The following is a 15,975-nucleotide window of genomic DNA, read 5'->3' as shown; positions in this document are numbered from 1 at the left end:
GCCCTGCCGCTGAACCGGAAAGCCAGCCAAGCGCTGGCAGGCGGTCCTACTGCTCAGTTGACATCGACTTCCTCTACGCCGGCGTCGGTCAACATTTCGTACAACTCAGAGACGCGCTCACGGGCGCCGCGGTGTTCACAGAATAGGAAGATTGCGCGTTGCTTGGCGCGCGACAAGGCCACGAAGAACGTTGCGATGCCCTCGGGGTTGCGAGGCGTGTGACTCCACCATGATTGATCGTCGAGGCCGACGAAGAAGACGGTGTCATACTCCAGCCCTTTGCTCTTGTGCACCGTCATCAAAGGGATGTCAAACGTGCCGACGTACCGGTCGATGCAGTCCGGCCAGTTGGTTGTCGCCGCGGCCGCCTGCTGTAGGTGCAGCGAGAAGCCCTCGATCATGATTTCGAGCAAGTCGTTGCGCATGTATGCCGCAAAGGCGCCCTTGATCGCAACCACATCCAGAAATCCGAAGATCCGCTGCGTGATTTCCATCGCCAACTCAGTTGAGGGAGCTTGGCCGCGGATGTCCTGCTCGAGCATGCCGAGGAAGTTCTGGATGTCGCGATCGGCTCGATCCCGCAGGAGTTCGTCGTCCTCGTTTGCCCCTCGAATCGCATAGACGGCGCGGGAGAGCACCGACCAGGCCCCAGCGCTGCGCTGCCCGGTCGCTAGTCGCAACGCAGCCAGAGCTACGGAAGCCGCCTCGTCAACCATCAAGTCCTGAACATTGGTCCGGCCAATGGTCCGATTCTCGTTGCGAATGCTGAGTCCAGCTGCCACGAACGTCGGCTGAAGTTCCTGCTCGAACTGGTCAGGACGTTGACGCACGAGGAGCACGTAGTCGCGGGGCTGCTTCTGGCGCGCGGCCATGTCTGCCACAATCCACTGTGCGAGGCGCTGTCTTTCGGCAGCCGTGGAACTGGACTTCCACACCTGCACGACATCCCTGTCCAGTTGGCTTGTTGCTTGAGACTGGATCTGTGGCGATCGCGGGTCCAGCGCCTGCGCGACAAAGTGCTGAACGCGCACCAGCTCCGGCGATGACCTGAAGTTGAAGAGCAAATTCACCCGCTGTGCTCCGAAGTCGGCCTCGAACCGCTCGAAGGTGTCCTGACGCGCGCCGGCCCAGCCCATGATGCGCTGCTTGTGGTCGCCCACCGCGGTGAGGACAGTCCCTCGCTGGCCAAACGTGGAGAGCAGGAAGTCGTATTGAGCGAAAGAAGTGTCCTGAAACTCGTCCACGAACACGTAGGGATAGGTCATGCGCAGCGCGCGAGCGATCCGGGAGTTCGCACGCACAATCAGCTCGGCCAAGCGATTCAACGTGACGAACGTCAACTTGGATACTTCGGTGCCGAACAGCTGCTGGTGCAGCCAGTGATAGATGGCGAACTCTTCCGCCGTCGTGAACTGCTGGTGAGCATCCGCCTCGAGACGACGGCTTCCGATGTCCTGCGCTTCGAAGGTGGCCGGAGAAAACGCCGCGACCCTGGCCTGCCAGGCCGGCTGCGCTATGCGACGGATGCGGTTCAACTCTTCCTCCACCATACGCCGAGTCGGAAAGCCGATGTCGTAGGGCCGAGTGGGACGCCAATGTGGAGGGATGGCCGAATGAAAGCGGTCGACCAGGCTCTTGGTGAACGCGTCGAATGTGAGCGAGACAAACCGGTCGGCCAGTTCGGGCGGGCAGCGCTTGCGCACGCGCGCTGCAAGGTTTGCCGCGGCGTCCGTCTTGAAGGAGATCGCGAGGATCTGCTGCGGCGCTTTGCACAACCCCGTCTCCAGCAGGTAGGCCGCGCGCTGCGCCAGAAATTCGGATTTGCCTGCGCCAGGGCCGGCGACCACCGAGGTTGACTCTGCCCGGCGCAGGGCCGTCCAAGCGTTGGGCTCGAGGTTCGGAATGCCGCGAGGACGCCACGCCTCGGGCGTTACGGGCCGCCAGGTCATTGGGCCGCCCGCTCAAGGACGTCCCGGACGTTTGCTAGTATGCGCTGCAGGGGCGGGGGCATCGTGGCCGCCAGGTCCATCTGCGTGAGGCGGCTCAAAACCCTGACGTGCGTGCTGGGCTTGCCGCGTCCTAGGAAGAGATATCGATACCAACGTAGCGCATCATCCGCTGTGGCGTCGTAGAAGGCCGGAGCACCGTCATCGCCAAGCACGGCTTCTCGCGGATCGCCTCTGCCGGCTGGGCCTCGCATCCCCGCGTCAAGTACCCGATAGGCCGCTGGATAGGCGGTCAGCATGGTGAAGTCCAGGTCGAGCGGGTCGGAGAAATAGACGCGGAACCTCTCCAGCCATGTTGCCCACCGGCGTAGGCCAGCGATGTCCGCTTGATTTGACGCCGCGATCTCGGCAAGGTTCTGTTCTGGGCCGCCCGGCCGCAGAATGTCCCCGAAGACTTCCTGGGGCGTGTAACCGATGCTTAGCAGCTGTTCGCACATCGTCTTGATCCGACCATAGCCGCCGCCGCTGCGTCCCCAGTCGAGGTCTAGCAGGGTGGCATACGGCACCTGGAGATCGGTTAGCAGCCGCCACAGGTGGTTGACGTGGCGACCGCCCAGCGGCACGACCGCGACGAATGACCGATCGATGGGAAAGTCCATGGCCTTGGCCAGCAGAGGTAGCACAACTTCCTCCGTGGCGCCTTCGCAGAGGATCACGTAGCGCGCAAAGTACAGCTCCGGATAGGCCCACACAGCCTCCCGGATGAACTTCGACGCGTCTTCATCGCCAGCCGGCAGGCTGATCTGCCGCACCTCCGAGCAACGGTTGTGCAGGTTTAGGCGGAAGTGCCGCACATCCGAGGGATTGACCCGAGCGAGGATGCTGGGGGAGTGGCTTGAGACGATGGCCTGGGCATTGCTGCCAGCTGCGATTTCCTGCACCTGCTTGATGATGCGGGATAGGTAGAACGGAGCCAAGTTGTTCTCAGGCTCCTCCAGCGCCACGATGGTCAGCGCCGGCAGCGGGACGCCAGCCTCGGTGAAGCCCTCCGGCGCGTCGTCGCCTGCGAGCCGAGCCTCGATGTCCAATGTCGCGGCGGCCATGGCCATGTGGAACAGCGACCGCTGTCCGTCGCTGAGGTCTTCGAGCGCCCGGTCATGCCCGTCCTCGGTGGGATGGAACACGACCTCGACGCGGCGAATGAACTCCTGCCAGCGGGTGTCGACCGGCCGGAAGATCGGCGTTGCATCGGTGCCAGCCGAATGAAGCTGCTGCCAGCGTTGGGTCACCGCGGTGCTGATGCTAGACACGGCCGCTTCAGCGGAGAACGCCTGATTGACTTCATCGCCCGCGCCAGTCAGCGAATCCTTGACCGCCTGGGACCAGTTGATCGCCCGCCAGAGCCGGCCGCGGACAAACGCTGTGACCTGCGATGCACCGTCCCTCGTCGCCGGGATGTAGATGAGCTGGATGCGGGAGCGGTCGAGCCCGCGCAGCTGCTGCAGGTCGCTCTCCTCGAAAGCGCCAAAGGTCTGGACTGCGCAGTAGGACTCTTCGATCGCGCCGTCGAGAGTGCCATCGTCTGACCACGTCGCCTGCAGCCTCAGGCGGACCTTAAGGTTACCGTTTTCCTCGGCTGCCATGTTCTTGAAGAACGCCGGCACAGCAGGGTTGTCATCGTCGGCATCAAGCTCGGGAAACGCAACGATGGCCTCAATCACCAGAGTGCGGGCTGCCGGCCGGTCGGCCTCGTCGCAGGGGACATGGAAGTCTTGCTTGCGCAGGCGCCGTTGCTCTGCCGTCACGCCGAACATGCGCTGCAATGCCTGCATTAGCGCCGTCTTGCCAGTGCCGTTGTCCCCAACAAATGCGACGAGACCGGTATCAAGGACAACCTGGGTCCGCTGAGGACCGAAGCAGCGAAAATTCTCCAGCACAACACGTTCAATGTGCATGCAATCTTCCTGGTGACAGTGTCATGAGTGCTGCCTCGCCGTGGCCCGAGCGGGACTGCAGCGTTGTGCGCCGAATCGAGGGGCCAAAGCGTAGCACACCGACCGCCATCACTGGCCTTCGAATAAAGTGGTTGAGACCGTGGTGAGTTGAGGGTGCGCCATCACCGACCGCAACCGCTTTATATCCGTCGTTTGTGGCGAGATTTGAGCGAGCCGTGGCGCTCCGTCGGTGTAAGCGCCGGTCATTTGCCTCCCTTTGGCGCGGGCCTCGACGGAACTCACTGCAAAAGCCGGGCCGACCACGTCGTCGATCTGTGACCAAACACTCCAGTAGTAGCGATAGACCGGCTAGCACATTACGGCTTCGATCGGATTGCGCAATGCCGCTATTGTGTTGGCTGTGTTGTATTTTCGCAACCAAAAAAAATTTGATTGGACACACTTGGATCGGCTCGGACGGAAATGGAAGACGTCCTTTGGTTTTCCAATTTCTTTCGTAATTGACCGCGCTCTTTCCCGCAATTAGCGTGCAAGTTCGATGCTCATACGAGCGCCGCTGCGCGTCATCTCGATCTGATCGATCCTGGCCATTAGAGGGTGATCAGCGGTAAATGCGCGGCCGGATTCGCGAGATTATGCCGAGGTCTGGCTCAATCCGGCGGGAAGTGTAACTACGATCGGTAATGTGAGGTGTTTGTAGCTGCTTATACCAAGCAGCTAGATTTTGGGAATCTGTGCTGCGATGTTGTCGTGACGAATCACTCATGGTGCGTTGCCTTGTTCGCGGCACAGGGGCTCATCGATCCGCCGCCGCGGTGCATTATACGGTGGCAGTTCGATAAGCGCGATCAGACAACGGAACAATCGATTGACATAAAAGGAGCCGCGGAAGCCTTTCAGTGTGCCGAGCCGGCGTGAGCCGTGCTCAACGCAGCCCGAAGTGATGACTTGATCAGGGGAGTTCGATACAAACTGCGACCCGCACATACAACTTACGTCCAAAACCCCACAACTTGCGACCATAGGCGCTTCCGTTCCCACCCGTAGCGGGGTGACCGGGCCTCTTATCGGATGCTGACCGGCTCAGGATGTTCCTGCCATCGGCAGGGGATGTTTCAACCGCCTGATTCGGGCATAAATTGGTATATCCCAAGGAAGGAGAATTTCGCTGGTTAGCAAAGTGGTTTTAATTATAGAGTTCGTGTGAATGGTTTAAATTGGGAGGGCAAGATTTATGGAACCTATGTAATGCTAGTGATGGTAGTAACAGCGACACAATGGCTAGCAGTGCTGCTGATAATGCATGCAAGCGCATTAAGCACATTGACTGGTCATTAACGATTTATGCTCCTGCATGGGAAGTGTATGGGGCCGTAAAGTGATAAAGACAGGCGATGGGCAGCCGATGCGTGAGCGGTGCTTGTGATGCGCTGAGCTGCTCAGCGACATAGATAGGTGAACAATGATGTCATCTGAAAACGACAACTACAACAAATGCTACGAGTACTCGGATTTGGCGCGGAACACAGCCTTGTTCGACGGCTGCGAGGATGCACCCGAGGTGCGCGGGGGATTCGGGGCTAACAGGCGTCGCCTTGTAGCCATGGAGGGCATGGCGCGCGATATCGAGCTCGACAAGCACAGCGTGGGATTCGAGATCCAGGCAGGGGAGCGTGGCAAGATCGTTGCGCCTACGGCAAGGACGGAGGCCCGTGGGTACTTCGACGCCCTCAGCGCCTTTTTGAGGCATTGCGTTCGGTCGTGGCGTTTTGTTTACAGCCCCCATGTGCAGGCGGTTATCGAGGCAATTGAGGCAGTGGGTCTGCCACTGGAATTCCAGTTCCGTAAGCCCAACACGATCGATCCTGACATGCGCAAGACGCACGCGGAGATCTTCAACGACGTGCGCAACCACGTCAGCGATATCGTTGCTTCGTTGGCGTTTGACGAGCGCCTGCGTTCGCGCGTGCGCAATGCAGAGCGTAACGAGGCAACGGGTCTAGCGATCGAGCAACAAGTGTTCGCGAACAAGTCACGCACGCTCGTGTTGATGCTGCACTTCGGCTTTCAGAGTGACTACCGACTGGACATCACCTTCGAGGAGATCCAGGCGTATCGCAAGAAGTTCTTCAACAACCGCGACAGCAACAAACTGCTGCGCGGCATCGATGACTATATCTGGAAGCTCGAAGAGGGGGATGAGTCCGGCCTACACCTGCACCTCCTGATTTTCTATAACGCAGCAGATTCGTGCCGCGACGTGTACATCGCCAAGCAGATCGGCGAGTACTGGGTGAAGCTGACGGGCGGCAAGGGCCAGTACTGGAACAGCAACGCCAACAAGGTCTTCCATCAGAAGTACGGTCACGGCGTGGGTACGGGTGCGATCAACTGGGACGAGGACGAGAAGCGCGAGGCACTGCGCGCCAACATCCGCTACATGACCAAGGCAGATCAGTTCCTGAAGATCAAGTACGGCGACAGCCACGCGTTCGGCACGAGTCGGGTCAAGGAAAAGAAAAAGGCGGGCCGTCCACGTACCGTGAAGCCGAAGCTCGATGGTGATCCCGCAGGTAGCGCGCTGGCGGATTCGTTCGATGCTGAGTCGTTCGATCAGACCGGGGTGGGCGCTAGTACGTCGCGCACCGAGTAAGTCGCTGTGGGGGCGTGCATGGCCCGTGTGCTTTGCGTGCATTGTCCGTGCACTTCCCGTGCATAATGTGTGCTCTTACTAGGCAAGGGGAGTGCAGATCGGATGGATCGCGCAAGCAAGGGACCTGCGGATATGGGGCACTCGGCCGCTTCGGCCTCGGACGGCGAACTGATTCAACGTTTGCGAGGGCGGGCGCTCGATTGCAGTCAGAAGTCCATGACGGCGCGGCTGGCGGCCGTTACCGACGAAGTGGAAGCCCTACTTGCGCGTGGGTACGATCGCTCGCAGGTGCGAGATGTTCTGGTGGAGGCAGGCTGGCGTTTCACGCCGGACAGCTTCGATTCGGCATTGACACGAGTCAGAAAACGGCGGTCAGCGAACGGCTCGAGGGCTTCCGGGGGCGGTAAGCCCGGTCCATCGGCGAACGTGGAAAACGCGGTGTTGCCCGACACTGCCGCGCCGCGCAGTCATTCGGGAGATGGCGCTTTCTCCGATGCTTTTGTGGGGCAGGAAGGCTTGGTATCGCGGCGACGCTGGAAATAGCGGCATGATTCGAGGTGGCCGGTCCGGGCGCTCATGCTTAGGCCTGCATCGGAATGACCAGGCGCCCGACACCACGATCCCAGGCATGTTGCTGACGCCTCGGCTACAACTACCACTGCCATTTGCGGGTCCTCTTCCAACAATCAGGCAGGCCCTGCTTCCCAGCAGCCGATCTGGGCTATAAGGCGGGCCTTCAAGCGCTGAGCAGAATGAACCGACCGCTCTGGGCGCGGGCGATTCAACGAGCAACGGGAATGACGTTGAGTCGCGACGAGTGTTCATGGGGTCCAATGCGTTGCCATTTTGTCAACCGGCCTGTCGAAGTGTGGCGCAGGCGCACCTAACTTTCCGAAACAACGTGTTACACTTTTCGCCACCAGATTACCTTTTCCGGGGGAAGCATGGCGGAAGGTCGTAAGCATGTTTTCATTAGCCACGTACATGAGGACGATCATAGGCTTGGACCGCTGAAGGACCTGTTGGGACGAGCAGGTATGGAGGTGCGCGACGGCTCAATCAACAGCGACAAGCCGAACGGGGCATCAAATCCCGACTACATCAAGTCAAGCATCCTCGCCCCTAGGATTGAGTGGGCATCGGTCTTTGTTGTACTCATTTCCCCTGAGACGAAGGATAGCGACTGGGTGACGTGGGAAATTGAATGCGCCCAGCGTATGGACAAGAGAATTGTCGGAGTATGGGATCACGGTGAAGCCCAGTGCGATGTACCCGAGGCACTCGACCGCTATGCAGATGCTATCGTGGGCTGGCAGGGGGAGCGAGTCAAAGACGCGATCGAGGGCAAGATAAACAATCGCGAGACACCAGATTGCGAGCCGCAGCAGGCCCGACCGCTTCCACGCTACTCCTGCTGAAGGTTGCATCGTGCGCCTCTTCTCGTATGTTGTTGCGCGTGATTTTGGATTTGCACCTAACCCATTTGGTGGAGTATGTACGCTGGCAACCTGCAAGCCTGAAATCCGCCAGCGGGCCATGGTCGGTGACTGGGTAGCCGGTATCGCTTCCGTGGCGGATTCCCGCGTTCCAAGTCTTACCTATGTCATGCGAGTAGATGAAGTGCTAACCTACGACGCATATTGGGAAGACCCACGGTTTCAGAGTAAGAAGCCATCGAGGTTTGGTAGCGTAAAGCAGCTGTTCGGCGACAACATTTATCGACGAGACGCGAGAGGGGCTTGGCTGCAAGTCGATTCTCATCATAGCCTGAACAATGGCGCCAATCCCAGAAACATCGCCAACGATACCAAGTCACTTGGTGTCCTAGTTGGTCGACGTTTTGCCTATTGGGGAAATAAGGCACTTCCAATACCGGATCGTTTTTTAGATTTCGATGGTCATACGATCCGTCTGAATCGCGGCTACAAGACCAAATTCCCCGACGAGTTCGTTCAGGCGTTTGTTGCTTGGTTTGAATCGCTTGGCGAACAAGGCTTTCTCGCTGCACCGGCTAAGTGGCAAAAACCCCAGTCGACCTGGGCAAGACCAGTCAACTAAGATGCCGGCGTCAAATGGATATCTCCCATGGCCAACGCATACGTTCAGAAACCTCCGCTAACCCTGGCTGAGTATGCAGAAAAAGCTAATCAGACAGATCGCTTCGCGGAAGTCCAAGACGGAGAGACGAAGCTTGCATTTGGCTTCTTTGGCGAAGTTGGCGGGCTTCTTGCGGCAGTCAAGAAGGTAAGCCGCGACCAACTGCGGGAGTCTGAGACTGAGGTGGCGGGGGAGGAGATAGGAGATGCCCTGTGGTATCTGTTTGCCCTTGCGACTGCGAAAAAAGTTGACCCTGTATCCGTTGGCCGGTGTTGCCTGGGATGTGTATGCAAGTACTTTGCTGATGATCCTCGCGATCGGCAGGGAATCTCCAACTTCAGGCAAATTGATGGTCTTATCGCGTCATATGGCACTGATCTGGGGGCGCGTCGCAGGGAACTCCTTGGGGATCTAGCTCGGATGGCGGGTGAAATGGTCAGTCATGGCGGCCGTCAGCTTGTCCTTGAGCAGTCGACGGTGACCGATTCGTTGGGGCAACTACTGGCGATGCTCGCGTTGTCCTGTGCGTCCTTCATGCTGAAGCTTGAAGATGTTGCCAGGGACAATCTGGTAAAGGTTTACGGTCGGTGGCCCGGTAACGAGCCTAAGTATGTGCCGCTGTTCGACAGCAAATATCCGGAACATGAGCGCTTGCCCAGGCGACTTCCGATGGAATTTGTCGAACGGGCTACCGCACGGGGCACTTATGTCGTTCAGCGGCTTCGAGGCGTATACATCGGAGACCGTCTAACGGACAACAGCAATGAACCGGATGACTACCGCTTTCATGACGTCTTCCACCTCGCTTACGCTGCACATCTGGGCTGGTCTCCAGTCATCAGGGCTCTGCTGAAGCATAAGCGAAAGTCCGATCAGCCCGTCGATGAGAACGAAGACGGTGCTAGGGCGATGATCATCGAGGAAGGCATCGCGACATGGATCTTTAATCACGCGAAGAAACGAGACTTCTACGAAGACGTGCCTGCTGGCAAGCTCGACTATGGGCTGCTCAAACAGGTCCAGAGCATGGTGAGTGGATATGAGGTTGACGCCTGCCCATTGTGGCAGTGGGAGCGTGCGATACTAGATGGCTTTCGTGTCTTCCGCGAAATGCGGAAGGAAGAACACCGCGGTGGCACTGTGATTGTGAATATGGATGATCACACGTTATCATTCGAGCCCCCTCAAGAAGCCCAATATGACTCCGAACTCATTTGTGAGAGACCTAGCAAGAATCTCGCTTGAGAACGTCTTCAACCCGTACTCGGATACGTGCCCAATTCATGATCGACATGATGGAGCGTCTACGCGCCGCAAGAACCTGCGGACCTACCTTGATGCTGCCTTCGTCCTCGGTGTCGATACCGTTTGGATGGGCCGAGATCTCGGCTATCGAGGCGGGAGGCGCACCGGCCTCGCGTTGACTGATGAATATCATCTCGGCGAACTGCAAGAGTTGTTCCCCGGCGCCGACCTATCCCGGGCAACGCGCGGTACAGCGGTGGCTGAGCGGACTGCAGCGGAGATTTGGGCCGCTATACGCAAGGTGCCTAGGCCTCCGTTGCTGTGGAACGTCTTTCCATTTCATCCCCATGAGGCTGCGAGCCCAATGACAAACCGACGGTTCACGGCACGTGAACTCAGGGTCGTGGATGAGCTGAACGCATCCTTATTCACCTGGCTTGGTGTGAAACAGATTATATCGATCGGGCAGGATGCGGCCCACTACGCGAGCCAGTTCGGTGTAGAAGTGAAAGTTGTCCGGCATCCCAGCTACGGCGGTGTTGTTGATTTTCGTCGCGGTATTGCCGAAGCGTATGGTATCGCCTACGAATGCGGCGATACCGCAGAGAGACAAGCTAGCCTGTTTTCGGTTTAGCTTTCTAGTTGACCGAAGACCTCATAGCGGTTAAGGATCCACAAGTGCCCATTTCCACTCGCCCGTTCCTGGTCGTCTATGTTGCTTGGCATCCCGCCTTTGAAGAGGGTACGGCAATAGCTAAGCGGCTCTATGACCACTACCGCCGGCAGCTTTACGAGAATGTAGCGGGTGGTACTGGGCTAAGTGTTCTGTATCGAAGTGCGCCTGATCCTTCAACGTCAGCACCCATGGCGATCGACCTTGACGAGGGAGAGACTGCTGCAATCATTGTGCTGTTTGATGAGCATCTTGCAGCGGATGCTGCTTATCTGGGATGGGTAAAGGACTTGGCTGTCCGAACCGAGACGGCGGGGCTGAGAGCCCGCATATTCCCGGTTGCCATTGACGGTGCGCTCGTTCGTACTGGTGTCATGGAGCAGGCGGTGCGTTGGGATAAATGGGGGGGGCTTGATGCAGAGCAGCGCTTGCATCGCCTGACATCAGATTTGACCTATCAATTCTGCCGGATGCTGAGATCATATCTCGAACAGCTACGCCGACCAGATGAGAATGAGGGGGCCTTGGAAAAGTACCTGAGGAAGGTACAGATCTTCCTCAGCCATTCGAAGCGCGACAATGACGGTGAGCGGATCGCACAACTCGTACGTCAAAAGCTAGTTGATGGTGGCGGGCTTGCATCCTTCTTTGATGTCAAAGACATCCCCCCTGGCATTCCCTTCGACAGAGTCATATTGAGCCAAGTGCGGGTTAGCGCAGTCGTGGCCATATATACCGACAGCTTCTCGTCGCGTGAATGGTGCCGCCGCGAAATTATTGAAGCTAAGCGGTGGAGTGTGCCGCTGGTGGTTGCCAACTGTATTTCAGATACTGACGAGCGTGGCTTTCCATATCTGGGCAACGTTCCTGTGGTTCGGATGGATCCAGCGAAGGTTGATCGCGTCGATCAAGTGATCGCACGTTTACTGGACGAAGTGTTGAAGGATTTTCTCTGGCGCTGCAAAGTCAAAGTGGTGTCCGACTGCCTTACAGAGAACGCGGTATTCCTCCCGAGACCGCCGGAGCTAATTTCCTTGGCCGTGCTTGGGGAACATAGGAGCGAAAACACGACGTTAGTCTATCCCGACCCGCCGTTAGGATCCGAGGAACAGCGACTCTTCGAGACTATCGCACCGGGAATCCGCCTGCGGACCATGACCGAATGGACGGCCCAGTCTGGAGTGTTGGAATGAGCTATCAGGAGCCTCTGAGCCAAATGACGGTTGCGATCTCTATTTCGGAGAGCGCTGATATGCCGGTATTGGGCCTCGCCGAGGAGCACTTGCGCGACGCAATGGCAGAAGTAGCACGCCATCTACTGGCAATGGGCGCGCGCCTTGCCTATGGCGGAGATTTGAGGGATCAGGGCTTCACGGAATTGCTCCTCGAGTTGGTTGCTCGCCATCGTCGGGATGCCGACATAGGTGACCATCGTGCTGGTGTAGTGAATTACTTGTCGTGGCCGGTACACTGCAGCATGCCGGCCGAAGCGATACAAGAGCGGGCCAGCAATCTCGCTGGCTTGGCAGAATTTCATTGCTTGGACGTACAAGGTAACGAGATTGCGTTGGCGACGCGTGAGGCGGCACCTGTTCATGCGGCTACTGAGGACGAATGGTCCACCGGGTTAAGTGCTATGCGCCGCAAGATGACAGATGTCAGTAACGCGCGAATTGTGTTGGGTGGCCGCGTTGACGGGTTCAAAGGGCGAATGCCTGGCATTGGTGAGGAGGCACTTTGCAGCTTGGAGGCTGGCAAGCCCCTTTTCATACTAGGGGGCTTCGGAGGCTGTGCTCGCGACATCGCGGAAGATCTTGGCCTAGTAGCACCTCGACAACAGTCCCCATTTCAATGGGCGGAGCGCGCCAGGTTTGCCGCCTTTGGCCCGGAGAGACTTCAGAATGGCCTTACAACTGAAGAGAACGCAATTCTCGCTAGAACAGTTCATGTTGACGAGGCTGTCACGCTACTCTTGAGAGGCCTTTTTCGGAGGGTAGAGCTGGGGCAAGACGGGGGAAACTGACCGCTTCATTTCTCGGGCGAACCGCGCCACCCTCAAAGGAGCGTCGCTGTCCACTGACGATTAGCATCGGCGGTAACTAGCGACACCGAGCTTTGGCTTGTCCGCTTGAATTCCGATTCCGGACACTGACCTTAGCGGCTGGCTGTCCGGGGTGGGTCCGTTGGGGGAACCTCAGTCCATTCGGTAGAACGGCAAAAAAATCCAAAAAAGAATGGGCCGTAATCTTGCCCTTTACCCCGCCAAAAGCGGGGTAAAGGGCATGGGAACCTGGCGACGCGGAGCAGGATGGATGTCTTTACCGCAAATGTTTGTCCTGCTGACAAGCACTTACAGGTTTCAGTCGGGCCGCGTAGCGCCCTAGTATGGCCGCGAATATGCAGGCGCACGCTGCCTTCCCGCTTGGGCGATCTGTACTCAGACGGGGTGCTTACCTGCACGGCATGATGCTTCCCACTGCTGGTGCAATTCCTCCGGCGGAAAGGCGCTGTGTCCTGGCACCGTCCGATAGGCGTCGTCCCATTCGTTCACGCACGCACCGAAGCTCGATCCATCAGTGCCGACTTCAATGCCGTTGGCGTAAGTCTTATCGGCCGTTAGTGCACCGTTTGCGTCCCATTCCTTGTATGGCCCGTTGAGCTTGCCTTGTGCGTAGGTCGCCTTGATCGTGACCTGCTTGCCATCGGGTGCGTAGTGGAGGACTTCACCTTCGTACTTGCCGTCCACGAACGTTGCGCGCTTGACGAGCGCACCGGTATTCGCGTCGAACCCTTCTTCGGTGCCGGAGGGGACGCCGTCGTCCCAGGGAAAGGTGTGAATGCGCTTGTGGTTGATCCAGCTATAGACCTGCTGGCTACCGTCTGGCTGCCCTTTTCGGAAGGTCACCTCCATGAGCAGACCGTTGTTGCTCTTCCCACCATAGAGGTGCAATGAGTCGTCCAGTGCGCCATGTTTGAACGACATTTCGATTCGAACGATTTCGGATTGAGGCTCCTTGCAAACGGCTTTGCCGTCAGGCAGGCCGTCCCGAATTTGCGCGTTGCATAACGCTCCAGCTAGCAGTGCCGCGGCGCCTGATTCGCGAAGCACTGACCGTGCATTGCCGTCGTCCGCGGAAATGGCGTCGGAAAGAGCAATGCCGGCAAGCTTGCTTGCCAGCTGGAAACCCGATTGCGCTGTCAGCAGGACTCTGGCCGGGACGTTTGTCAGGCCTCCGGAGAACGGCTCGTTCGCATTGCCCGCATAGACCTTACCGTTGGCGATCGTCGCATTGCGAGAGTCCAGGATCCCGTTCTTGCCACAGGCCGATACGAGCAGCACCGGTGCGACAGCCAGAATTGTTAGACAGTGATGAAGTTTCATGATGTAGAAAATGGAAAGGTTGAACGTGGACGAAATTGGGTGCGTAGGGGAGCGCCCGCGCACCCACCGATATGAAAAAGCCGGCATCCCAATTTGGAATGCCGGCCTCGCTTCTGCCGCGAAACACACTTGCACCTGGCATGGCGTAGGCCACGCCGGTTACCGGGTGGAACCGGCCGGGACGTTTACCAGGTGGTCGCCAGCGCCTGCTTGACGACTTCAATGAGTTGGTCGAAAGCGGGCTGCTTGAGCAGCGCCGTCGACGTCTCGACGCCGGCTGGGACCAGAAGGCCGTAGCGCAGATGGCCGTTGTGAAGGGCGATCACGAACTTCGCCCCCAACTGCAGCACGTCGCGATAGCTCTGATCTCTGTCGTACCGAGCGTCCAGCATCCCCGGCATCCCGTACGACGCCGAGTCTGCGTACGCAGCGATGTCTCCGTACTTGACGTTGAGGACCATGACGTTCTGATTGCGCGCGTACAGTGACCAGCTGACCTTGTTGCTGTCGAGCAGGGTCTTGCTGGCGTCACGACCGTCATACACGACCAGTTGACCGTTCGGCCCGAAGCGCAGGTAACCGAGCCCCGGTAGCAAAAACGGCACCGGTGGCGCGGTCAGTACGTCAAGCACCGACGTGTACTGGTTGGTCGGCGTGCCCAGTAGCGGGCATTGCTGCACGCCGTCTTCGACCATCGGATTGGGGCTGCCACATTGGCTCGAAGCCGGTATCGTCACCATGTCCCTGTCTTCGGAGCGGATCACGGCATAACCCGTGGTGCTACCACCAAATCCACCGGTCATTGCGGCAAGCATGTCGCCAGAGGTGGATGGAGGCATGACATTGACGAACGCCTTGCTGTCTAGCACCGCGCGGCGGAACTCCAGCCTAGTACCAATCCCGGTATTGGCATCCGTACCGGTGATGACGTTGCCTTGGGTCGCCAGCACGTTGTAGGCGCCGTCCAGCACTGCTGCCGGGATGAATGCCGACCAATTGCCATCGGCTTTGAGGGCGTAGGCACCGTAAATCCCGCCCAGCGCTCTGGCGCCGGTTGGCGAGGGGATCCAGCCTGACGCTTGCAGACTGAGTTCCTCCATGCTCGCCTGCAGCCCTTGGCCGTTACGGGTCCAGGCCTGCCGGACGAGCACAGGCTTGGGCGGCGTGCTAGTAAAGTCCCCGAGAGTGCCGGCGTACGTGTACAGCGGTTCGGCCAACAGCGCCTGGGCATCGACGTCGGCGGTATAGACTGGCTTGGCGCGCGCTGCGTCGACATCAGCCTGCGTGACGGGAGTCACACCACCCTTGGTCACGATGGCATTCATCACCGCCCGCACCGTGTCGGTGTCGCCACGGTCGGCCTTTGCGAATTCCACCACCTTATCCACGACTTGGGCCGCGAATGCGCTGGTGTTGCTGTCGCCATTCGCAATATAGTCGTCCTTAAGGTTGACCTTGCCGCCCAGCAGCGACGCCACCGCCTGCTCGGCCGCGGCCTGGCTCTTACCGCTCTGCACCTGGGCTTGCACCATGGTGGTAATCGGGGTCACGTGCTGGCCGGTCATGCCATCGACCACCGTGGACAGAACGAATCCAGCCGGGAAGCTAAAACCGGGGCGGGATTTGTCTTTCGTATTCGTGTCGACCACAACCAACAACGTCTTACCGATTGCAGCAGCATCTGCCACCAGGCCGAAGCCGCCGCTCTCGTCCGTGGTGGTGCTCGGCTCGCCCGCGTCGCAGCTTCCGCTGGCGTCGACATCAAGACAGACCTTAGCGCCAACTAGATAGCCGTCGATGGCTTTGCCAGTCAGGTTCGGAGTGGGCTGCGTCGGGCCGGCAGGTGTGCTCGGATTGGTAGCCGAGTCACTACCGCCCCCGCCACAGGCGGACAACAGTGACGCGCTCATGGCAGCCGCCGTCAAGAGGCCCGTTGCGCTAAGACGCCGGTCGCCTTGGATTTTCACTTTCAGAGATTTGGGCATATGTGTGATGTTCCTGTCTTCGCCCGCGGCGAATTGTGG

12 protein-coding genes are annotated in these 15,975 nt (G+C 58.7%); 8 read left to right on the top strand and 4 right to left on the bottom strand.

The annotated features are described in order from the left end of the window. Positions 1-53 precede the first annotated feature (53 nt). On the bottom strand, positions 54-1,949 hold the full coding sequence (locus tag KB879_RS24525) for a UvrD-helicase domain-containing protein (RefSeq protein ID WP_211979950.1): 1,896 nt from the start codon (positions 1,947-1,949) through the stop codon (positions 54-56). Further along, positions 1,946-3,901, bottom strand: coding sequence for an ATP-dependent endonuclease (locus KB879_RS24520; RefSeq protein WP_211979949.1), 1,956 nt, complete (start codon positions 3,899-3,901; stop codon positions 1,946-1,948). The genes KB879_RS24525 and KB879_RS24520 overlap by 4 nt, the downstream gene beginning before the upstream one ends. 1,462 nt (positions 3,902-5,363) lie before the next feature. Between KB879_RS24520 and KB879_RS24515 the strand changes: the two genes are divergently transcribed. From KB879_RS24515 to KB879_RS24480, 8 genes are all read left to right on the top strand, one after another. Beyond that, a complete protein-coding gene (locus tag KB879_RS24515; protein ID WP_211979948.1) occupies positions 5,364-6,554 on the top strand; it encodes an inovirus-type Gp2 protein in 1,191 nt (396 codons plus the stop codon). 102 nt (positions 6,555-6,656) lie between these two features. Beyond that, positions 6,657-7,097, top strand: a complete 441-nt coding sequence (locus tag KB879_RS24510) for a hypothetical protein (RefSeq protein ID WP_211979947.1) — start codon at positions 6,657-6,659, stop codon at positions 7,095-7,097. A gap of 401 nt (positions 7,098-7,498) precedes the next feature. Further along, positions 7,499-7,972 carry a TIR domain-containing protein gene (locus KB879_RS24505; RefSeq protein WP_211979946.1) on the top strand — a complete coding sequence of 158 codons (474 nt, stop codon included), beginning with the start codon at positions 7,499-7,501 and terminating at the stop codon, positions 7,970-7,972. A gap of 10 nt (positions 7,973-7,982) precedes the next feature. Continuing rightward, positions 7,983-8,612: a hypothetical protein gene (locus tag KB879_RS24500; RefSeq protein WP_211979945.1), complete on the top strand. Its 630-nt coding sequence runs from the start codon at positions 7,983-7,985 to the stop codon at positions 8,610-8,612. A 27-nt stretch (positions 8,613-8,639) separates the two neighbouring features. Beyond that, the gene (locus KB879_RS24495; protein ID WP_211979944.1) at positions 8,640-9,896 is read left to right on the top strand and encodes a nucleoside triphosphate pyrophosphohydrolase family protein; all 1,257 of its coding nucleotides are present in this window, start codon (positions 8,640-8,642) and stop codon (positions 9,894-9,896) included. Next, on the top strand, positions 9,850-10,530 hold the full coding sequence (locus KB879_RS24490; protein WP_211979943.1) for a uracil-DNA glycosylase: 681 nt from the start codon (positions 9,850-9,852) through the stop codon (positions 10,528-10,530). Before KB879_RS24495 ends, KB879_RS24490 begins: the two co-directional genes overlap by 47 nt. A gap of 44 nt (positions 10,531-10,574) precedes the next feature. Then, the gene (locus KB879_RS24485) at positions 10,575-11,762 is read left to right on the top strand and encodes a toll/interleukin-1 receptor domain-containing protein (RefSeq protein WP_211979942.1); all 1,188 of its coding nucleotides are present in this window, start codon (positions 10,575-10,577) and stop codon (positions 11,760-11,762) included. After that, positions 11,759-12,592, top strand: a complete 834-nt coding sequence (locus tag KB879_RS24480; protein WP_211979941.1) for a hypothetical protein — start codon at positions 11,759-11,761, stop codon at positions 12,590-12,592. Before KB879_RS24485 ends, KB879_RS24480 begins: the two co-directional genes overlap by 4 nt. A 414-nt stretch (positions 12,593-13,006) precedes the next feature. Here the strand turns inward: KB879_RS24480 and KB879_RS24475 are convergent, their stop codons facing one another. Next, a complete protein-coding gene (locus KB879_RS24475) occupies positions 13,007-13,951 on the bottom strand; it encodes a toxin-antitoxin system YwqK family antitoxin (protein ID WP_211979940.1) in 945 nt (314 codons plus the stop codon). Positions 13,952-14,136: 185 nt separating this feature from the next. After that, positions 14,137-15,936, bottom strand: a complete 1,800-nt coding sequence (locus tag KB879_RS24470; protein WP_211979939.1) for a hypothetical protein — start codon at positions 15,934-15,936, stop codon at positions 14,137-14,139. Positions 15,937-15,975 lie beyond the last annotated feature (39 nt).

This window comes from Cupriavidus sp. KK10 (assembly GCF_018223725.1).
GTDB classification, from domain to species: Bacteria; Pseudomonadota; Gammaproteobacteria; order Burkholderiales; family Burkholderiaceae; genus Cupriavidus; species Cupriavidus necator.
Note: the sequence above shows the minus strand (reverse complement) of the source record. Positions and strands in the feature narration are given on the sequence as shown.